The following is a 19,217-nucleotide window of genomic DNA, read 5'->3' as shown; positions in this document are numbered from 1 at the left end:
ATGGAATCTCAATCTCGTGAGGGTCGCAGATCGCCCAGCATCTGCGAGACCGGCCTGTCCGACAATCGTTGCGTCTCTGCCTCCATCAGGCGCAGTGGTTTGAGGACACGCGCATCGAGGTCCAGGCTGTGTCCGAACAGGCCGGTCCACAGATCTTCGACATTGAGACGGAAGTGATTCATCTCGCCGTGTTCCGGGAGACGGAAGTATGGTGCGCAATCCAGCAAATCTTCGATCACATCCTCCTCATTCGGATGTCCTCCACAGAGCTGGCGCACCCGGTGAAACGCGCGCAGGTCTTTCGTGGAGAGGCCTTCCTGCTCCGGAGTACGTGAACGGTGTAATTTGCCGATCAACACGTCGCGGACATGAGGCACGATGACTTTCACTCCATGCCGGGTCTCCACATGCGCGCGCTGGAGATAGTGGGCCGTGGTGCGGAAGAAATGACGCGGGCACAATTGCAGTGTGAAGGCAGGGCGCAATCTCCCACCCGCGGCAGCCTCCAGCTTTCGGGCGATTGCACGCAGGTGTGTTGGGTCGCCTGAAACCATGATGTCGGCATCGGCACTGGTAAAAGCATCATCCAGGCAAAGCTGGATGGGGACGGAACCAAACAAGGTCAATGGGTCCGCGAAGCCCGGCAGTTCGGCGTGCAGGCCGGCAAAAAAGGTGTCCAGCACTTGTCCTGCGGCACATGACCAGTTCGGCAGCGGCAGAGGCCAGTTCATGAAGAGATTTTTGCCCTTCGAGGTTCAATCGAAAGCCAGTGCATGGCCTGCCGGACAAGGCGGTCTTCCACGGTGGGATCAGCCGCCAGGCTCCTCGCCACATCGCACCACTTTCGACGCTGTTTTAGTCTCTGGCTCATCAGCACCCGCGCCACCAGGCGCGCCAGGCGCTGTGGTGTGTCCAGGCCTCCTGCGGCTGAAATCCTCTGCAGCCGCTCCAGCACCTGGGCGGCTGCAGACTTTACAGCAGGCTGCTTTTGCATGCGGATAAGTAGCCCCTGAAAACGCTGCCATCAAGCCCGGCTCGGGATGCTGATGCATCAAACCGGGTGCCGGCTAGTGCGCCTGCAGCCAGTTCAAACCCGTGCCGGCTTCGACTTCTGACGGCACGCCTTCCAGGGGCAGTGCGTTTTGCATGGCTTCGAGGATGATGGCTCTCGCCTGCTCCACTTCGCCTTCCGGCATCTCGAAGAGCAGTTCGTCATGCACCTGCAGCAGCATCCGTGTTTGCAGGCCCGCCTTTGTCAGAGCGGCGTCCACGTGGATCATGGCCAGTTTGATCATGTCGGCGGCTGTTCCTTGAATGGGAGTGTTCATGGCCACGCGCTCGGCGGCGCCGCGCACCGTCGCGTTGCTGCTGGTGATGTCGCGGATGATACGACGCCGGCCGGTGAGGGTTTCGACGTACCCGCGTTTCCTCGCGTCTTCGACAACCCTCTCCATGAAGCGCTTCACGCCGGGGAACTGTTTGAAGTAGTTGTCGATGATCGTGGCGGCCTCGCCACGTGGAATGCCCAGGCGCTGGCTGAGGCCAAAGGCGGAGATGCCATAGATGATGCCGAAGTTCACCATCTTCGCCGTGCGCCGCATCTCGGGCAGGACGCCATCGAGCGGCACGCCATACACACGCGCGGCGGTGGCCTGGTGAATGTCAAGGTTGCCGGCAAAGGCTTCGATCATCGCCTTGTCTCCGCTGAGCGCGGCCATCACGCGCAGTTCGATCTGCGAGTAGTCCGCGCTCATCAGCACCCAGCCCTCATGGCCGGGCACGAAGGCCTTGCGGATCTCCCGCCCCAGATCCGTGCGGATGGGAATGTTCTGCAGGTTCGGATTGGTCGAGGCCATGCGGCCCGTTGCGGCCATGAGCTGGTGAAACGTGGTATGCACCCGGCCGGTGACTTTGGAAACCGCATGCGGCAGTGCTTCGACATACGTGCTGTTGAGCTTGGTCACCTCCCGGTAGTCGAGAATGTCCTGAATGATCGGGTGCAGGCCCATCAGGGACTGCAGCACCTGCTCGTTCGTCTGATACTGGCCGGTGGCGGTTTTCTTGGGTTTCTCCAGGAGCTTGAGCCGGTCAAACAAGACCTCCCCGAGCTGCTTCGGGCTGTTCAGGTTGAAGGGGGCGCCAGCGCTCTCCTGGATGCGCCGTTGCAGCTCCTGCGCCTTCTTTTCCAGCTCCAGCCCGTATTCCCGCAGCGCCTGCACATCAATCTTCACCCCCCAGTTCTCCATCTTCGTGAGAACTGGCAGCAGCGGAGACTCCACCTTCTCGAAAACATATTGCTGATCTTTCAATTCAGGACGCATCTTCGTGGCGAGCTGCCACGTCACGTCGGCATCTTCCGCGGCATAGTCCGCCACCTTGCGGGCGTCCTGCGCCGCCACATCGGCCATGGTGGCCTGGCTGAAGAGGTCGTTCTTCTCCGTGCCAATGAGGCTGGTGATGGGAATCGGGGTGTAATGCAGGAAGGATTCCGAAAGATAATCCATCCCGTGGCGCTGCTCCGGGTCGATGAGCGAATGCGCGAGCATGGAGTCGAAAAACGGGCCGCGCACTTCGACGCCGTGCGCCAGCAGCACGCTCAGGTCAAACTTGAGATTGTGGCCGATCTTCTCGACACCTTCGCGGGTGAACACCGCGCGGAATTCTTCCAGCACAGTCTTCGCCGCGGCCTTCTCGCGTGGAAAATGCACGAACCAGCCTTCATGCTCCCGCCATGAAAACGCGATCCCGACGATCTCCGTGTCGCGCGGATCCAGTCCCGTCGTTTCCAGATCGAAACAAAAAGCGCCAAGGGAGGAAAGCTCCGCAAGGAGCTTTTGTCGCTCCTCGGCCGTCTGCACGAGGTGATAGGTGTGGGACGTGTCCTCAATGGTGTTGAGCCTGGCCGGCGGAGGGGCGAGAGCGACTGGAGGCGGTGCGGCAAAGAGATCTTCCGCGGCAGACGTCTGCGCGGGCTGGCCGGCCGCCTGTTCCATTTTGCGGCTGCGCCCGGCTTTGAAGTCGTCGCCGAAAAGACGCCGGCCCAAGGCGTTGAATTCAAACTCGGTGAAAAACGCTTTCAAGGCCTCATCGTTGTGCGGCTTGATGACGAGGTCCGCCACCTGAGGCTCGTATGGGGCGTCATGGAAAATGGTCGCGAGTTTCTTGGAGAGCACCACATCATCCCGGCTCGCTTCGAGCTTCTCCTTCTGCTTGCCTTTGAGCTGCGCGGTGTTCGCCAGCAGATTTTCCACGCTGCCAAACTGCTGGATGAGCGCGGTGGCGGTTTTTTCGCCGAAGCCCTTCACGCCGGGGATGTTGTCCACGGTGTCTCCCATCAGCGCGAGAATGTCGATCACCTGCTCGGGCCGTTCGATGCCCCAGCGCTCGCAGACTTCTTTGACGCCGAGTATCTCCACATCACTGCCCTGGCGGCCGGGCTTGTAGATTTTGACGTGCTCGGAGACGAGCTGGCCAAAGTCCTTGTCCGGCGTGACCATGAAGGTCTCGATGCCTTCCTTCTCCGCACGCTTGGCCATGATGCCGATGATGTCATCCGCCTCATAGCCGTCGCGCACCAGGATGGGCACGTTCATGGCCGCCATCAGGCGTTTGATCTGCGGGATGGCCATGCTGATGTCCTCGGGCATTTCCTCGCGCTGGGCTTTGTAGGCTGGAAACATCTCATGTCGCGGTGTGGGTGCGGCGGTGTCCAGCGCCACGGCCAGATGGGTGGGCTGCTGATTCTTCAGGATGTCGAGCAGCGTGTTGGCAAAGCCGTAGAGCGCGGAGGTGTTCACCCCGTCGCTGGTGCGGATGGGGGCTTTGATGAAGGCGAAGTGCGCGCGGTAGAGCAGCGCCATGCCGTCGAGGAGGAAGAGACGTTGGGACATTTGACCTCAAACTAGGCGGGCAGGGCGGCTGCGCAAATGCTGCTCAAGCCCCCTGCAGCGTGATGGCCGCATCCTCCATCGCGCGGCTTGCCTCAGTCTCGTCGTTCACCACCTGCGTGGCGCCCAGGCGCTTGAGGCGCTCCACGTCCGAGCTGAAGCGCGCCCGCGCCAGCACGGAGATGTCCGGACGGTGCTCGCGGATCATCGCCAGCGCCTGGGCATTGACCGTGGCGTCCGGGAACGTCAGGGCCACCATGCGCGCATGTTTGAGCTGGGTGAGCTCCCAGGTTTCCTCGTGGCTGGCATCGGCAAACAGCACGGCCTGCCCCTGGCGCTTGAGCTTCTGCACTGTCTCGGCGTTCAGTTCCACCACCAGCGTGCGCACACCGGAGTCCAGCAGCGCCTTGTTGAGCTTTTCACCCACCGGTCCGTAGCCGCAGATGATGGCGTGGCCGGTCAGGACGCTGATGCGCTGGCGCAGGTTTCCGGAGTCGATTTTGACGGGCTTGCCACGGCCCCAGCCGCGTTTCACCAGCCAGTCGCCCAGAGGGATGCCGAATTTCAGCAGGGCAGGGAGCAGGCCCATCGAAAGTGCGCAGCCGGCCAGGAGCGTCTGCTGTGTGTCATGGCTCCAAAGATGGGCGCCGCCCGCGTTTTGCAGCAGCACCAGGGAAAATTCGCCAGCGCTGCACAGGCCGATGCCCGCCATCAGCGCCTGCTTGTGCGCGAGGCCGAGATAACGCGCGATGATGGTGATCAGGCACGCCTTGCTGAGCACCAGCGCCGTGGTGAGCAGACAAATTGGCAGCCACAGCGTCATGGCCGTCTTCACATTGATCATCAGTCCGACGGACACAAAGAACAGCGTGAGAAAGAGATCCTTCAGCGGCATCACGTCGGCCAGGATTCGGTGCTTGAAGATGGATTCGCTCACCGCGAGTCCCGCGACAAACGCGCCGAGTGCCAGCCCCAGTCCCAGCAGTCCCCCCACAAAGGCGAGGCCGACACAACTGCCGATGACCGAAAGCGTGAAGAGCTCCCGGCTGCGGGTGCGCGTCACCGCGTTCAGCAGCCAGGGAATGACCCAGCGTGCGGCCACCCCCGCCAGAATCACAAACGCGCCCCCGCGCAAAGCCAGGGAGCCAAGCCTCGGCATCAGCGCCGTGTCCGTGCCCTCATGCGGCAGCAGCAGCGGCAGGAACAAAAAGAACACGATGATGAAAAGGTCCTGAAAAATCGCCACGGCCAGCGACATGCGCGCGCCGGGGCTGGCCTCCAGTCCGAGATCCTGGAAGCTCTTCAGGCTCACCGCCGTGGAGCTCAGGGAAAGCGCCACTGCAAGAATCACTGCCCCCTGCCAGGTGCTGGAATGCAGCGCGCTCGACACCGCCGCTGCCACCAGTGCGCACAGCCCCATCTGCCAGCCTCCGCCCACAAAGGCCAGCCGCCGCAGGAACCGCAGCTCTCCGAGAGAGAACTCCAGCCCGAGCGTGAACATCAGCAGCACCACGCCAAACTCCGCCATCTGCGAGACCTGCACATGCGACTCACCCCCGCCCAGCAGCTCCAGCACGCCCGAGTTCGCAATGAGCACGCCGCAGATAAAATAGCCCGCCAGCATGGACTGGCGCAGGTGCAGCAGCAGCAATGAAACCAGCACCACCCCCGCAAGCATGAGAGCCAGGAGCGCAAACAGAGGCGGGATGGCGGAGGCTGCGATGGTGGGACCGAAAATCATGCGAGATTTTCCCTTCGCAGTTCAGGCACGGCTTATCAAGCCCGGATGCTGCCGCGCGCTTCAAAAAGACCGCGTGAAATGGTGTTAAAGATTTCATTTAACACCACCCCACGCCATGCGGAAAAATCAAATCAGCCCTCCTGCCGTTCGTCGCCGCTGTACTGCAGATTGTAAAGGTTCTGATACACTGCGTTGCGTCCCAGCAGTTCCGCATGCGTGCCGCGGTCAAGGATCCGCCCCTGTTCCATCACAATGATCTGATCCGCCTCCAGAATCGTCGAAAGACGGTGCGCGATGGCCACGACGGTCTTGCCTGTGGAGAGGGTGTGGATGGCGTCCTGGATGATCTTTTCACTCTCCGTATCCAGCGCCGAGGTCGCCTCGTCGAGCAGGAGCACCGGCGCGTCCCGCAGAATCGCCCGGGCGATGGAAATGCGCTGCTTCTGGCCGCCGGAGAGGTTGCACCCGCCTTCGCCCACGACCGCATCATAGCCATTGCTGATCTGCTCGATGAACTCGTGCGCGTGCGCCTTTTTCGCCGCCTCAATGATCTCCGCTTCGCTCGCATCCAGACGGCCATAGCGGATGTTTTCACGGATGGTGTCGTGAAACAGAAACGTGTCCTGGTTGACGATGCCGATGTTCCCGCGCAGCGACCTCTGGGTGAGCGAGCGGATGTCCCGTCCGTCCAGCATGACCGAGCCTTCATCCGGATCGTAAAACCTCAGCAGCAGGGAGAAAAGCGTGCTCTTGCCCGCGCCGCTGCGGCCCACCAGGGCGTAGAATTTGCCGGGTTCGAGATGCAGGTTGATGCCCGCCACCGCGGGGAGCTCCTTCTTTTCGCCGCTGCTTTCACGGTAGTACAGTGCGCAGTTTTGGAACGTGATCTCCCCGCGTGAGCGGCCGGCATCCGCTGCATTGGGTGCATCCTGAATGTCCGGGCTGCGTTCGAGCAGCTCAAACACCATCCCTGCCGCGACGGCGGTCTTTTGCAGCATCATCTGCACACGGCTCAGCTCCTTCACCGGCGGATAGATCTGCGTGAGCGCCATGACGAGCAGGAAAAAATTCTCTGCCTCCAGTCCGCGGTCCCACGCATACACCAGACCTCCCGCAATGCCGAGTGAGGCGATGGTCTCCACGCACGGTCCCACAAACTCGATCGCCTTGGCCCAGCGCACCATGTTGCGCGTCATGCTGGCGTTGGTTTTGTCGAAACGCTGCTCCGCATGCTTTTCCCCGGCATATGCCTTGACCAGCCGGATGCCCGAAAAGGACTCCTGCATGGCCACCATCAGCTCCCGGGAGTCGTATTCTTCACGCGCTCCCGTTTTACGCACCCGCTTGCCGATCCGGATGATCGGCAGCAGACACAGCGGGAACACCACCAGCGACATCAGGGTGAAAATCCAGTCCTGGGCAAACAGCACCACCAGAATGGAGATGATCGTCAGCGGACGCTGCGCCAGAATCTGAACCATCTGCATGGCATTGCGCTGGACCACCGCCGTCTGGCTCGTGACCGTCTGCATCAGCTCGCCGGTCTTGGCGGAGTTGAAAAAGGCCGGGGACTGCCGCATGACGCAGTGAAAGGCCTCGTTGCGAAGCTGATAGGCCACCTTGCTGGTGACCCAGGCCTGCATGTAGCTCGAAAGGTAGCCAAAGAAGCCACGGAGAAAGATCAGCACCGGAATGAAGGAACAGGCCAGCATCACCCCCGTCAGGCCAATGGGCGCGTCGGCATCAAGACCAAAGATTTTTGCCAGATTGACCTCTCCGACCAGAGGGAGGTTCGTGGCCTCCCCCAGCGTCCGCGTCTTGCCCTTCAAAACCAGCGAGAAAATGAGCTGAAAACCAATCAGCATGACACCGTTGAAGACGGCGCTGAGCATTCCCAGCACGATGCTCAGTGCGAAGCGGCCCCGGTAGGGGAGCACGTATTTCCAAATGGAAGTGAGCGTTTTTTTGGCCAGGAGTGCGAACTGCGGATCTGCCAGGTTGTACATGATCGGGTAGGAGTGGCGGGGAAGGGGGCGCTGCGTGTGTGGTTGAATTTACGAGTCGCCCAGGTGTTGACGATAAATGGCATCCAGCCGGTCGAGCATCACCGCCAGGCTGTGATGGTTCGTCACGAGCTGCTGGCCGGCGCTGCACATGGCCTGGGTCCGGGCTTTCTGCTCCAGCGTCTCGCGGATGGCGGCGGCCAGGGCGGCGGCATCATGCGGTGGCACCAGCCGGCCGGTTTCTCCATGGCGGATGATGCTGGGAATCCCGCCCACGTCGCTTGCCACCACGGGAACTCCCATCGCCAGCGCCTGCAGGCCCGACTGCGGAATGGCTTCGTGGAAGGAGGGAATCGCCACGATGTCGAGAGTGCGCATGATTTCAGGCACATCCTCTCGATGGCCCAGAAAGGTGAACTGATCTCCCACGCCAAACTGTGCGACCATCGAGTGAACATACCCCACCGAGGGCCCCTCTCCGGCGATGACACAGTGAACATGAATGCCGTGCTGGGTTTTGAGCAGTTGCACAGCCTCTGCCAGGACTTGAATGCCTTTGGCGGCACGGATCACCGTGATCATGCCGACGCGCGGCGTCTGCGCCGGCCCTGCATGGGTGGAGTAGTCTGCTTTGGGCCCCTCCGGCGTGAAGCGGTCCAGATCCACGCCGGTGGGCAGCGTGGTGATTGCAGCCTGATCCAGCTCAAAGGTGGAAGCCAGGGTGCTGGTGATCCTGGGGCTGGTGGTGATGATGTGCTGGCTCCACTCCTTGTACATCAGGCGGCTGATGGATTTGTTTGGAATGGGTACGTCGAAATGCCGGCTGCGGATGATCAGCGGCACGCGCGCGATGCGTGCCGCAATCGTGACCAGCCACCCGTCCCGCGAGCTGTGCGGATTGGCAATCTCGATCCGGTGCCGGTGCAGCCACCAGGCCAGCTTCAGGATGTGAAAAGGCAGCAGATGGCGCTGGTCAAAGCGCTGCGCCACCACCGGCACACCCGCCTGCTCCGCACGCTGATAGATCTGGCTCTCCATGGGCGCGATCAGCCACACCTCGCTGCCACGGCGGCGGAACCCGTTGATCTCCGCCAGAATGCGGTGTTCCTGCCCGCCCCAGCCAATGGAGGCTTCAGAGTGGGCGATACGCCAGATGCGCTTGGGGGGGATTGAATCTGCCATGAACTCCTGCTGCTCTATTACTCAAGCAGCAGGGAGCCAAATCCTTTTTTCAGGAGCCATGTTCATGCAAACACCGGCTTGGTGTGCGGCAGGGCATTTTTGCCTGAGCGTTCAAGATGCCGCGCATAGATCTCGTCGAGGCGGTCCAGCATGGCGTCCAGACTGTGATGCTTTTCCACCAGCTCGCGTCCGGCAAGGCACATCTTCCGTGTTTGCTCACGCTCATCGATCGCCGCCGCGATGCGCCCGGCCATGGCGTCGGCATTCCCTGCTGGGAAAACGCGCCCGGTGCTGCCATCACGGATGATCTCCGGGATGCCGCCGCAGTCACTGCCCACCACGGCGGTGCCGCTGGCAAGAGCCTGCAGACCGATCTGCGGCACCCCTTCATGCTTGAGGGAGGGGATGCACAGCACATCCAGTGCGCGCAGCACGTCAGGCACGTCCTCACGGTGCCCGGTGAACTTCACGCAGTCTTCCACGCCGTGGCTCCGCGCCATGGCGGCATAGACTTCCACAGGCGCGCCCCCGCCTGTGACCACATACTGAAAGTCGCGGCCTGATTCGCGCAGAAGGCGGGCTGCCTCGAAGAAGGTCTGGTGGCCTTTCCACGAGCGCAGAACGGAGACCATGCCGATTACTGGTGGTGCGCCGGTTCCCCTGAACACCGGCAGGTCGGCCTTGGGACCTCCAGGGTGGAACTGACCCACGTCGATCCCGGTGGGCAGCGTGGTGGCGCGGTTTTCCGCCAGGTCGAAAGTGCTGCGGATGTAGCGGGTGATTTTGTCACTTGTGGTCAGGGCATGATCCGCCATCAGGGTAAACTTGTACCGGCTCACTCTTGGAGTGCGGTCGATCACATCGATGTGCCGGGTGCGGAGCAGCAGCTTGGTGCGCGCCAGCCGTGCAGCCATGCCCACCAGCCAGCCATCGCGTGAACTGTGGGTGTTGACCACCTGAATTCGCTCACGCCTGAGCAGGAGCGCCAGGCGCAGCACATCATAGGCCATCAGCCTGCGGTCATAGGCGCAGGCATGGGTGGTGATGCCTGCCGCCTGCGCCCGCGCCATGATCTGGCTTTGCGGGTGCGCGAGCAAAGACACCGCGCAACCGCGGCGCTGGAATCCGCTCAGCTCCGCCATGACGCGGTGCTCCTGCCCGCCCCAGCCGAGAGAAGCCTCGGAATGGAGGATGCGCCACTGCCGGGGTCTGTTTTCAATCATGGTGTAAAGCATTGATGAATAATTCGCTGCGCGGGGAGGCTCTGCGCGTAGTGAAATGCCAATTAATTCATTAATTTCACCCGTTTTATGGTATGATGCCTAAAACTACAACATCATTGTTTTGTAATGGTGAGTACTGCAATGCTCTTGACTGCGTTTTTTTTGTGCAGCGCAATCGCCGCGCAGTTTTAGGTAATCATCACAGGATGACGAATAGCATATTCGCGTCATGGTAAACGCCTCATCAGGTAGGCTGTTTTCCTTTTTGGAAAAAAAGTTCTGGCATGCTCCCTGCCTTGCCTTCATATCCAATTTTTTCTTCCACCTCCGACCTTCCTACATGACGTCATCCACCATCGGCATCATCGGCCTGGGCTATGTGGGCCTGCCATTGAGCCTTCAGTTTGCCAGAACGGGCAGCACTGTGCTGGGATTCGACATTGATCCCGCCAAAATCAAATCCCTCGAGGCCGGAGAGAGCTACATCCTGCACATCTCCGCGGAGGCCATCCGCACGCAGCGGGATGCCGGGCGTTTTTCCGCCACCACGGACTTTTCCCGGGTGCGTGAATGCGAGGCCATCATCATCTGCGTTCCCACGCCGCTGGCAAAGCACCGCGACCCCGACCTCACCTACGTGCTAAACACCGGCAGGGCCATCGCCCCGCACCTGCAGCCCGGCCAGCTCGTGGTGCTGGAGTCCACCACCTACCCCGGAACGACCGACACCGAGCTGCGCGAGGTGCTGGAGGCGGGATCCACTCTCAAAGCCGGCGTGGACTTTCATCTGGCCTTCTCGCCGGAGCGCGAGGATCCCGGCAATCCTCAGAGTGACGTGGCCGTGATTCCCAAGATCGTCGGCGGTTACACCCCTGAATGCCGCCAGCATGCGCTCAGTGTCTATGGCCGCGCCATCAAAACCCTGGTACCCGTGGAGTCCTGCCGTGTGGCGGAGGCGGTGAAGCTCACCGAAAACATCTTCCGCGCCGTGAACATCGCCATGGTCAACGAGCTCAAGGTCGTCTATGCGGCCATGGGCATCGACATCTGGGACGTCATTGAAGCGGCAAAGACCAAGCCCTTTGGATTCATGCCTTTTTATCCGGGCCCCGGCCTCGGCGGTCATTGCATCCCCATCGATCCCTTCTACCTCACCTGGAAGGCACGTGAGTATGGCCAGGAGACGCGCTTCATCGAACTCGCCGGCGAGGTCAACACCGCCATGCCGGCCTACGTGATCAAGCGCGTGTCAGAGGCCCTGGCCTCCCTGCATCTCACCATCCGGGACAGTCGCATCCTCATGATCGGCATCGCCTACAAGTCGAATGTGGACGACGATCGTGAAAGTCCGGCCTACGTGCTCTGGGACCTTCTGGAGCAGCAGGGCGCGGAGGTGGACTATCACGATCCCCACGTGCCTGTCATCCGCCCTTCGCGGGAGCATGCTCATTTCGCAGGTCGCAAAAGCGTCGCGCTCGCGGCCGCCTCCCTGGCGGATTATGATCTCGTCCTCGTGGCCACCAATCACAAGGCCGTGGATGTGGCGCTCATTGCTGAGCACGCACGGCTCGTGGTGGATTCGCGCAATGCCCTCAGCGCCTTGATGAAGGGAAAACCGAACTATTTCAAAGCATAAGCATGAAAGCTCTCGTCACCGGTGGTGCAGGTTTTATCGGCTCCCACATTTCCGAGGCGCTCTGCCGCAAGGGGGCGGAGGTCATCGTGCTGGACAATCTTTCCCTGGGCAGTCCGGCCAACCTCAACTGGAAGCAGCCGGGCGATAAAATCGACCTCGTCGAGGGAGATGTTCGCGATCCGGCCATCCTGGCCAGGCTCATGCCCGGTGTTGACTGGGTTTTTCATCAGGGGGCGCTTCCCTCGGTGCCGCGCTCGGTCGCCGCTCCTCTGGAGAGCAATGCGAACAATCTCGACGGCACTCTGAATGTCCTCCTCGCCGCCAGGGATGCCGGCGTGAAACGGCTGATGTTTGCCTCCTCCTCCTCCATCTACGGCAACGCGGATGTTCCCGCCAAGCATGAAGGCCTGCCCGTGCAGCCGCTCTCGCCTTACGCGCTGCAAAAGTACGGCGGCGAGCGCTACTGCCAGCTCTTCCATCAGCTCTACGGGTTTGAAACCGTCGCGCTCCGCTACTTCAACATCTTCGGGCCGCGCCAGGCTTTTGATTCACCCTACTCCGGTGTCATTGCAAAATTCTGCACCTGCATGCTGGCCGGCACCGCCCCCGTCATTTTTGGGGACGGCAGCCAGGCGCGTGATTTCACCTTCGTGGCCAATGCCGTTTCCGCCAATCTGCTCGCTGCCGAGGCGCCTGCGGAAAAGGCCGCGGGGAAGGTCTTCAATGTCGCGGCCGGTCACTCCATCGATCTCCTCCGCCTGGTGAAAGACATCAATCACCTCACCGGCCAGCAGTTGCAGCCGCGCTTCGAGCCCGCCCGTGCCGGCGATGTGCTTCATTCGCTGGCGGACATCAGCGCCGCCCGTTCCTGCCTCAACTATGAGGTCCAGGTCGGCTGGGAGGAAGGGCTGCGCCGCACGCTGGAGTTTTACAAAACCACGGCTGACACCTGATTCATTGGGCAGTCTGATCCTCCCATGAAATCCAAAGCCCGCATCATCCTGGACGCCTACAATGGCCTGCTGCGCGCCTGTGGGAACAAGCTGCGGGTGACTCCGGCAGAAAATGCCTCCGGGGTTCTGGAGCGCCGGGTGCTGCTTCCCGCAGGGGAGCAATCCGGCGTGAACCCGCTGGAGCTTCACTTCAACGGCCCGGAAACCGCCAACTGCGACTCCAAATGGCCCAATGCGGAACTGTTTCGGCTCAAGGACGTGTGGCTCACCGGGGATCAGGGGCAGGTGTTCCTGGACGATGGTTCGCTCTTTGACCCCTGGGTGTGGCCTTATGAGCTCAGAGTGCTCAAAATCTACCGGCCTCTGAAACTCGGTGCCAGACGCTGGAGCGGCCCGCCTCTGTTTCACCTGACGGGGAGAAACCACGACAACCGCGGGCACTTCATGATCGAGCATCTGCCTCGGCTGATGGCGGCGCGTGACTATCTCCGATCTCTGCCAGACTACCGCATTCTCACGGCTCCCGGGCATGGGCGCTGGCAGTCACGCTACGTGGAATTTGTGGGTCTGGACCCTGCCAAGGTCATCGAAGGCACGCAGGGCACCATGCGGGTGGACGAGCTGATCTTCGTGCCAAACATGTTTACCGGTGGCGGGCTCTGCGCTCCGCATTTCTATGCGGAGCTTTCCAAATGCGCCGCCACGGCGCCTGTGCCAGACGGGCCGGGCCGCGCGCTGTTCATCACCCGCAAGGACGCCCCGGACAAACAGCTCCTGAATGAAGACCGCATCGTCGAAATCCTGCGCAGCCGCGTGGGTGATGTGGATGTGATCAGCCTGGGAAAATACTCCATGGCGCAGCAGATCGGCATGTTTCGCTCCGCCCCGCTCATCATGGGCCCCATCGGCCAGGGGTTGTGCAATGTGCTTTTCACTCATGATTCACTCTGCGTGATCCTGACGCCCGGCTCGGTCGAGCATCCTGTCCACGGGACCGCTCATGCCTCCCAGCTCGCACGGTTGTGCGGCAGCAGCTCGCTGACTTTTCTTTCGGGTGAAACCCTGCCCTCCAGGGCCAACTGGAGCTTTCCCGAGCAGCGCTTCACCGAATTGCTGGACCAGATGCTTCAGCGCCCGGAGGCCGCCCGGCTCAAACACCCCTGCCGGGAGTGACCGGCCCTCGGCTGTCCGGCCGCGGTCGCACGGCTGCTTGTTGCGAGCGGAAGAATGGATCACGAATTGAGGTTGCCTCGGGGGGGGAGCGGGTCTCTATTCGCCATCCAAATTTCAGTTTTTAATGGAGTCAGACATCCGAGCACTAAAAGAAAAAATCATTCGAGCGGCCAGCGTTTCTGGTGAGGGGCACATCGCCAGTGCTTTTTCCATTCTCGACATCCTCTGGGTGCTGTATCACAGCATCCTCCGCAACGATCCGCGCAACCCGCAGGACCCCATGCGCGACCGCTTTGTGCTCAGCAAGGGACATGCCTCCCTCGGCATCTACGGCATTCTGGCTCAGCGCGGCTTCTTTCCGCTCGAGGAATTAAACACCTTCGCCTCCTCCAGCGGCAGGCTGGGCGGCCACCCTGACTCGCGCAAAGTCCCGGGTGTCGAAGCCTCCACAGGGTCCCTCGGCCACGGCATGCCTATGGCGGCGGGCATGGCGCTCGGATTGAAGATCAATGCCTCCCCCTCGCGCGTTGTCTGCATCGTCGGAGATGGCGAGTGCAATGAGGGCGCCGTCTGGGAGGCCGCCCTCCTGGCCGCCCACCATCAGCTGGGTAATTTCACCTGCATCGTGGATTACAACCACTCCGGAGACCGCGCCCTCATGCTCGGAGACCTCTGCGCCAAGTTCAGCTCCTTCGGCTGGGAGGCCATCGAGATCGATGGTCATGACCACGCCCAGATCAAGGCGGCGCTCGAAGCTCATGGCGGCTCCGTTCCGCGTGCCGTCATTGCGCGCACCATCAAAGGCCGCGGCTGCAAGGAAATGGAACACAACCCGGCCTGGCATCACAAGGCTCCCAAAGCGGACGAACTGGAGGCGCTGCTGGCCCAACTCACATGAGAAAACAGTTTGTCACCACCACGGAGCGTCTGCTGGACGAAGATCCGCGCCTCGTCGTCCTGCTTGGCGACATTGGCGTCTTCGCCTTCCGCAACGCCTTCAAAAAACACCCCCAGCGCGTCATCAACATCGGCATCCTCGAGCAGGCCTCGGTCAGTGTCGCGGCCGGCCTTGCCAAGGAGGGCTTCATTCCTCTGTTTCACAGCATCGCCCCCTTCGTGGTCGAGCGCGCCTTCGAGCAGATCAAGGTGGACTTCGGCTATCAGGAGCTGGGCGGCAACTTCGTCTCCGTGGGCGGTTCCTACGACTACGCCGCGCTGGGCTGCTCCCATCACTGCCCGGGGGATGTGTCCCTCATGCAGGCCGTTCCTGGTGTGGAGATCATCGTGCCGGGGCACCCCGCCGAGCTTGATGCGCTGATGTCGCAGACCTACGCCAGCGGTCATCCCACCTATTACCGCCTCTCGGAGCGCTCGAACCGCAGTGCGCAGCCTGTCACCTTTGGCCAGGCCCAGGTCATCCGCGCAGGCTCGGGCCCCGTGGTCGTCACGGTCGGGCCGTTCCTGGATCGCGTCGTCGAAGCCCTCGAAGGCACCGATGCCACCATCCTCTACTACACCACGCTCACCCCCTTTGATGCCGCCACGCTGCAGCAGCATGCCGGGGACGGCCGCATTCTCTGCGTCGAGCCCTTCTACGAGGGCACCCTGGCCGCCAGCGTCACGCAGGCTCTGCGTGGAAAACGCATCGCTCTCACCAGCATGGGAGTGCCGCGCCAGTTCCTCACCTCCTACGGCAACGCCGATTACCACGATCGTGCCTGCGGCCTTCTGGCGCCAGACATCCGCGCCCGTTTTGACGAGCTTCTCCATGTCTAGTTCCTATTTCCACGAAGATGCCGGCATCGCCCTCGACGGCGTCCCCCGCGAACCCTTGCAGGACGCACGCGTCCTGCTCACCGGCGCCTCCGGCGTGGTGGGCATTCACATGGCAGCAGCCTTTCGCCGTCTGATTGCCGAGGGTTCCAAACTCCGCCTGCAGGTAACCTTTCAAAGCCCCGTGACGGGTGTCATCGCTGAGATGCTAGACCACCCGCAGATCTCCATCCGCCGCGGCGACCTCACAGATCCCACCTTTCGGCGCAGCCTGGATCAAGCCGAGGTCATTTTGCACGCCGCAGGCTACGGCCAGCCCGGGCGTTTCCTGGAAAATCCCGGCAAAACCATCCGCCTTAACACCGAGGCCACGCTCGACCTGCTGGAGAAGGTTCCCACCGGCGGCCGCTTCCTCTTCGTCAGCACCAGCGAGCTTTACGTCGGCCTGCCCGTCGGCGAGCCAAACCGCGAGGACAGCATCGGCACCACCAACACCACCCACCCCCGCGCCTGCTACATCGAGGGCAAGCGCTGCGGCGAGGCCGCCTGCAATGCCGCACGCGCCGGAGGCATCCAGGCCGTGTCCGCCCGCCTCGCGCTCGCCTACGGCCCCGGGGCACATGCCCATGACCGCAGGGTGCTCTACACCTTCATCGAAAAAGCTCTCAAGCAGGGCGAGATCGCCATGATGGACCACGGCGATGCACGCCGCATCTACTGCTACGCGCCGGACGCCGTGCGCATCATGCTGCGCGCCGTGCTCGAAGGCCGTGAACCCATCTACAATGTCGGCGGTCGCGGTGTGCTGCTCATTCGTGAAGTCGCGGAGAAAATCGGGGCGCAGCTGGGCGTGCCTGTGCGTCTGCCGGAGACCGCCCGTCCGCTCGAAGGAGCACCGCCTGAAGTGGGCCTGGACATGGGGCTGTACGAGCGGGAGTTCGGCCCCCTCAAATACGTTGACTTTGACGAGGGACTTCGTAGAACCATCGCATGGCACCGCCGGGAGCAACCGGTGGCTGCATAATTTTTATGGCCCGTTATCTCGTCACCGGCAGCGCCGGCATGTTAGGTTCCTCACTTCGCCGCCTGTTGGGCGAGGAGGGGGCGGTGTATCTGACGCGGGAGGATGCCGATCTCACCAGTTTTGAGGCCACCGCGGCCCTCTTTCGCACGCACAAGCCCGAGTTCGTCATCCACTGCGCCGCCGTCGTCGGCGGCATTGGCAGCAACAGCGTCCACTCCGGCGAATACTTCCGGCACAACATCCTGATCAACCTCAACGTCCTCGAGGCCGCGCGACAGGCCGGCGTCAAACGGCTGATCTCCTTCATGTCCACCTGTGTCTTCCCGGACAAGACGGAATACCCCCTGACCGAGAAGAACCTGCACAACGGCGCCCCGCATCCCTCGAACTTCGGCTACGCCTATGCCAAGCGCATGCTGGAGGTGCAGAGCGCCGCCTACCGCAAGGAGTGGAACTGCGACTTCATCGTCGCCATTCCCACCAACATGTACGGCCCCGGCGACGACTTCGCCCTCGAAGGCGGCCACGTCATGCCCTCCCTCATCCACCGCTGCTTCCTGCGCCAGCAGGAGGGCGCGGATCTTCCCGTCTGGGGCAGCGGCACCCCGCTGAGAGAGTTCGTTTACGTGGACGACATCGCCCGCCTGGCCCTCTGGGCCCTCGAAAACTACCACGAGGAGGAGCCCATCATCTTCTCCTCCGGCATCGAGCGCAGCATCAAGGAGCTCGTCGAAATCGTGGCCGACAAGATGAAGTTCACCGGCAAGATTGTGTGGGACTCCACCAAGCCCGACGGCCAGTTCCGCAAGCCCTCAGACACCACCAAGCTCCGCAAATACCTCCCCGACTTCCAGTTCACCTCGCTCGATGAAGGTGTCGAAAAGAGCGTCGCGTGGTTCAAGGCCAACTATCCCAACATCCGCCAATGACCGTCCAAACCATCCAGCCCGCCGACCTCGAAGCCATCCTGGGCGAGCCCGTCAGCGAGCGTCTCAAGCAGCGCCTCGCCGAATTCGACCTGCGTTTCACCGAAATCACTCCGCAGGAGCGCGACCAGTACATCCTCGAAGCCGTGCGCGCGCTGGTGAACCCCGAACTCAAAGTCGCCGGCGAGCATCGCATCGACGACTGGGAGCGTGGCTGGGGCGAAAACTTCGACATCTTCTGCAAAACCGGCAACCCGGACGCCGCCGTCCCCCTCTACTTTGGCAAGCACCCCATCGTGCGCTGGCGCAGGCGCTGGGTGCGCCCGGTGTCCGAGTCCTTCGATTACCGCATCATCTGCCTCCTGGTGGAGTATGCCATGGAGCGCTACATGAAGGACGCCGCAGGCATCTATGAGTTTGGCTGCGGCCCGGGCTACCACCTGCTGCGCGCACGCAAGATCAACCCCACCGCCCACCTCGTGGGCCTGGACTGGACCACCGCCTCGCAGAAAATCCTCAACGGCATGGCCGCCAGCGGCATCGATCCCAATCTCGAAGGTCGCAATTTTGACTTCTACCATCCGGACGAAACCCTCGAGTTCCTGCCAAACAGCGTGGCCTACAGCGTGGCTGCTCTGGAGCAGGTGGGCCCGCGCCATGAGGCCTTCATCCAGTTCATACTGCGGAAGAAACCGGAGCTTGTGGTTCACTTTGAGCCGATCGACGAAGTGCTGGAAAAGGACGACCTGCACGATCAGCTTTCGGTCCTCTACTCGAACAAGCGCAACTACCTCAAAGGCTACCTGCCACGTCTGGAAGAACTGGAGCGCGAAGGAAAGCTCACCATCCACCGCAAGCAGCGCGTGCACAGCGGCAGCTTCTTCATCGAAGGGCATTCCCTCATCGTCTGGTCCCCCAACCGCTAAGCCTTTCCATGAGCGATTCATTCAACGTCGTCAATTTCGCCTCCGCTGATGAGCGGGAACGCCGCAAGGCCATGACCAGCCTCATCGCGCAGTGCCCCATTCCCCCTGAGGAGCGCATGGACAACATGGGTCTCTTTCTCAGCTCCAAAACCTGGGCGCGCCTGAAGTTCATGGACTTCATCTACCAGAAGATCGTGGAACTGCCCGGCGTCGTCATGGAGTTCGGCACCCGCTGGGGGCAGAACATCGCCACCTTTGCCGCCCTGCGCGGCATCTACGAGCCCTTCCACCGTCATCGCAAGATCATTGCCTTCGACACCTTTGCCGGCTTCCCGCACACTGCCAACCAGGATGGCGACGGCGGCATCATGCGCCAGGGCGGCTATTCCGTGACCGAGGGCTACAAAGAGTACCTCACCAAGATCATGGAGTTCCATGAGGCGGAAAATCCTCTGGGCCATATCCGCAAATTCGAACTCGTGCAGGGAGACGTGTGCGAAACACTGCCGGTCTATCTCGAAAAGCATCAGGAGACCATCGTCGCCCTGGCTTATTTCGATCTCGACCTCTATGCGCCGACGAAGAAATGCCTCGAACTGCTCAAGCCGCGCCTGACCAAGGGCAGCATCCTCGGCTTCGATGAGCTCAATGAGCATGCCACGCCGGGGGAAACGCTGGCGGTCATGGAGGCGCTCGGCCTGGGGAACATCTCCCTCCGTCGCCTGCCCTACACTTCCCGAACGAGCTACTGCGTCATTGAGTAACCTGCC

Annotated in this window: 16 protein-coding genes; 9 read left to right on the top strand and 7 right to left on the bottom strand. The window is 61.8% G+C overall.

Going from position 1 to position 19,217, the window contains the following annotated elements; translation table 11 throughout:
- Positions 1–8 precede the first annotated feature (8 nt).
- From ACILSQ_RS05675 to ACILSQ_RS05645, 7 genes are all read right to left on the bottom strand, one after another.
- The gene (locus ACILSQ_RS05675) at positions 9–731 is read right to left on the bottom strand and encodes a hypothetical protein (protein ID WP_395742618.1); all 723 of its coding nucleotides are present in this window, start codon (positions 729–731) and stop codon (positions 9–11) included.
- Positions 728–994, bottom strand: a complete 267-nt coding sequence (locus tag ACILSQ_RS05670) for a hypothetical protein (RefSeq protein ID WP_395742617.1) — start codon at positions 992–994, stop codon at positions 728–730. The genes ACILSQ_RS05675 and ACILSQ_RS05670 overlap by 4 nt, the downstream gene beginning before the upstream one ends.
- 73 nt (positions 995–1,067) lie before the next feature.
- A complete protein-coding gene (polA, locus tag ACILSQ_RS05665; RefSeq protein WP_395742616.1) occupies positions 1,068–3,890 on the bottom strand; it encodes a DNA polymerase I in 2,823 nt (940 codons plus the stop codon).
- Positions 3,891–3,933: 43 nt separating this feature from the next.
- Positions 3,934–5,628, bottom strand: a complete 1,695-nt coding sequence (locus ACILSQ_RS05660; protein ID WP_395742615.1) for a cation:proton antiporter — start codon at positions 5,626–5,628, stop codon at positions 3,934–3,936.
- A 131-nt stretch (positions 5,629–5,759) separates the two neighbouring features.
- The gene (locus tag ACILSQ_RS05655) at positions 5,760–7,634 is read right to left on the bottom strand and encodes an ABC transporter ATP-binding protein (RefSeq protein ID WP_395742614.1); all 1,875 of its coding nucleotides are present in this window, start codon (positions 7,632–7,634) and stop codon (positions 5,760–5,762) included.
- Positions 7,635–7,682: 48 nt separating this feature from the next.
- Positions 7,683–8,813: a glycosyltransferase gene (locus tag ACILSQ_RS05650; protein ID WP_395742613.1), complete on the bottom strand. Its 1,131-nt coding sequence runs from the start codon at positions 8,811–8,813 to the stop codon at positions 7,683–7,685.
- A gap of 62 nt (positions 8,814–8,875) precedes the next feature.
- The gene (locus tag ACILSQ_RS05645; RefSeq protein ID WP_395742612.1) at positions 8,876–10,036 is read right to left on the bottom strand and encodes a glycosyltransferase family 4 protein; all 1,161 of its coding nucleotides are present in this window, start codon (positions 10,034–10,036) and stop codon (positions 8,876–8,878) included.
- A 340-nt stretch (positions 10,037–10,376) separates the two neighbouring features.
- On the opposite strand from ACILSQ_RS05645, the gene ACILSQ_RS05640 reads away from it, so the two are divergent.
- The 9 genes from ACILSQ_RS05640 (at position 10,377) to ACILSQ_RS05600 (ending at position 19,211) form a co-directional block, all read left to right on the top strand.
- The gene (locus tag ACILSQ_RS05640; RefSeq protein WP_395742611.1) at positions 10,377–11,672 is read left to right on the top strand and encodes a nucleotide sugar dehydrogenase; all 1,296 of its coding nucleotides are present in this window, start codon (positions 10,377–10,379) and stop codon (positions 11,670–11,672) included.
- A 2-nt stretch (positions 11,673–11,674) separates the two neighbouring features.
- Positions 11,675–12,625, top strand: coding sequence for an NAD-dependent epimerase/dehydratase family protein (locus ACILSQ_RS05635; protein WP_395742610.1), 951 nt, complete (start codon positions 11,675–11,677; stop codon positions 12,623–12,625).
- A 24-nt stretch (positions 12,626–12,649) separates the two neighbouring features.
- Positions 12,650–13,798, top strand: a complete 1,149-nt coding sequence (locus tag ACILSQ_RS05630) for a glycosyltransferase family 61 protein (protein ID WP_395742609.1) — start codon at positions 12,650–12,652, stop codon at positions 13,796–13,798.
- A 124-nt stretch (positions 13,799–13,922) separates the two neighbouring features.
- On the top strand, positions 13,923–14,696 hold the full coding sequence (locus tag ACILSQ_RS05625) for a transketolase (RefSeq protein WP_395742608.1): 774 nt from the start codon (positions 13,923–13,925) through the stop codon (positions 14,694–14,696).
- Positions 14,693–15,574: a transketolase family protein gene (locus ACILSQ_RS05620; RefSeq protein WP_395742607.1), complete on the top strand. Its 882-nt coding sequence runs from the start codon at positions 14,693–14,695 to the stop codon at positions 15,572–15,574. The genes ACILSQ_RS05625 and ACILSQ_RS05620 overlap by 4 nt, the downstream gene beginning before the upstream one ends.
- Positions 15,567–16,595: an NAD-dependent epimerase/dehydratase family protein gene (locus tag ACILSQ_RS05615; RefSeq protein ID WP_395742606.1), complete on the top strand. Its 1,029-nt coding sequence runs from the start codon at positions 15,567–15,569 to the stop codon at positions 16,593–16,595. Before ACILSQ_RS05620 ends, ACILSQ_RS05615 begins: the two co-directional genes overlap by 8 nt.
- A gap of 5 nt (positions 16,596–16,600) precedes the next feature.
- A complete protein-coding gene (locus ACILSQ_RS05610; RefSeq protein ID WP_395742605.1) occupies positions 16,601–17,524 on the top strand; it encodes a GDP-L-fucose synthase family protein in 924 nt (307 codons plus the stop codon).
- Positions 17,521–18,447, top strand: coding sequence for a hypothetical protein (locus ACILSQ_RS05605; protein WP_395742604.1), 927 nt, complete (start codon positions 17,521–17,523; stop codon positions 18,445–18,447). The genes ACILSQ_RS05610 and ACILSQ_RS05605 overlap by 4 nt, the downstream gene beginning before the upstream one ends.
- Before the next feature lie 8 nt (positions 18,448–18,455).
- On the top strand, positions 18,456–19,211 hold the full coding sequence (locus ACILSQ_RS05600) for a crotonobetainyl-CoA--carnitine CoA-transferase (protein ID WP_395742603.1): 756 nt from the start codon (positions 18,456–18,458) through the stop codon (positions 19,209–19,211).
- Positions 19,212–19,217 lie beyond the last annotated feature (6 nt).

The sequence above is a fragment of the Prosthecobacter sp. genome, from assembly GCF_044227185.1.
Lineage (GTDB): Bacteria > Verrucomicrobiota > Verrucomicrobiia > Verrucomicrobiales > Verrucomicrobiaceae > Prosthecobacter.
Note: the sequence above shows the minus strand (reverse complement) of the source record. Positions and strands in the feature narration are given on the sequence as shown.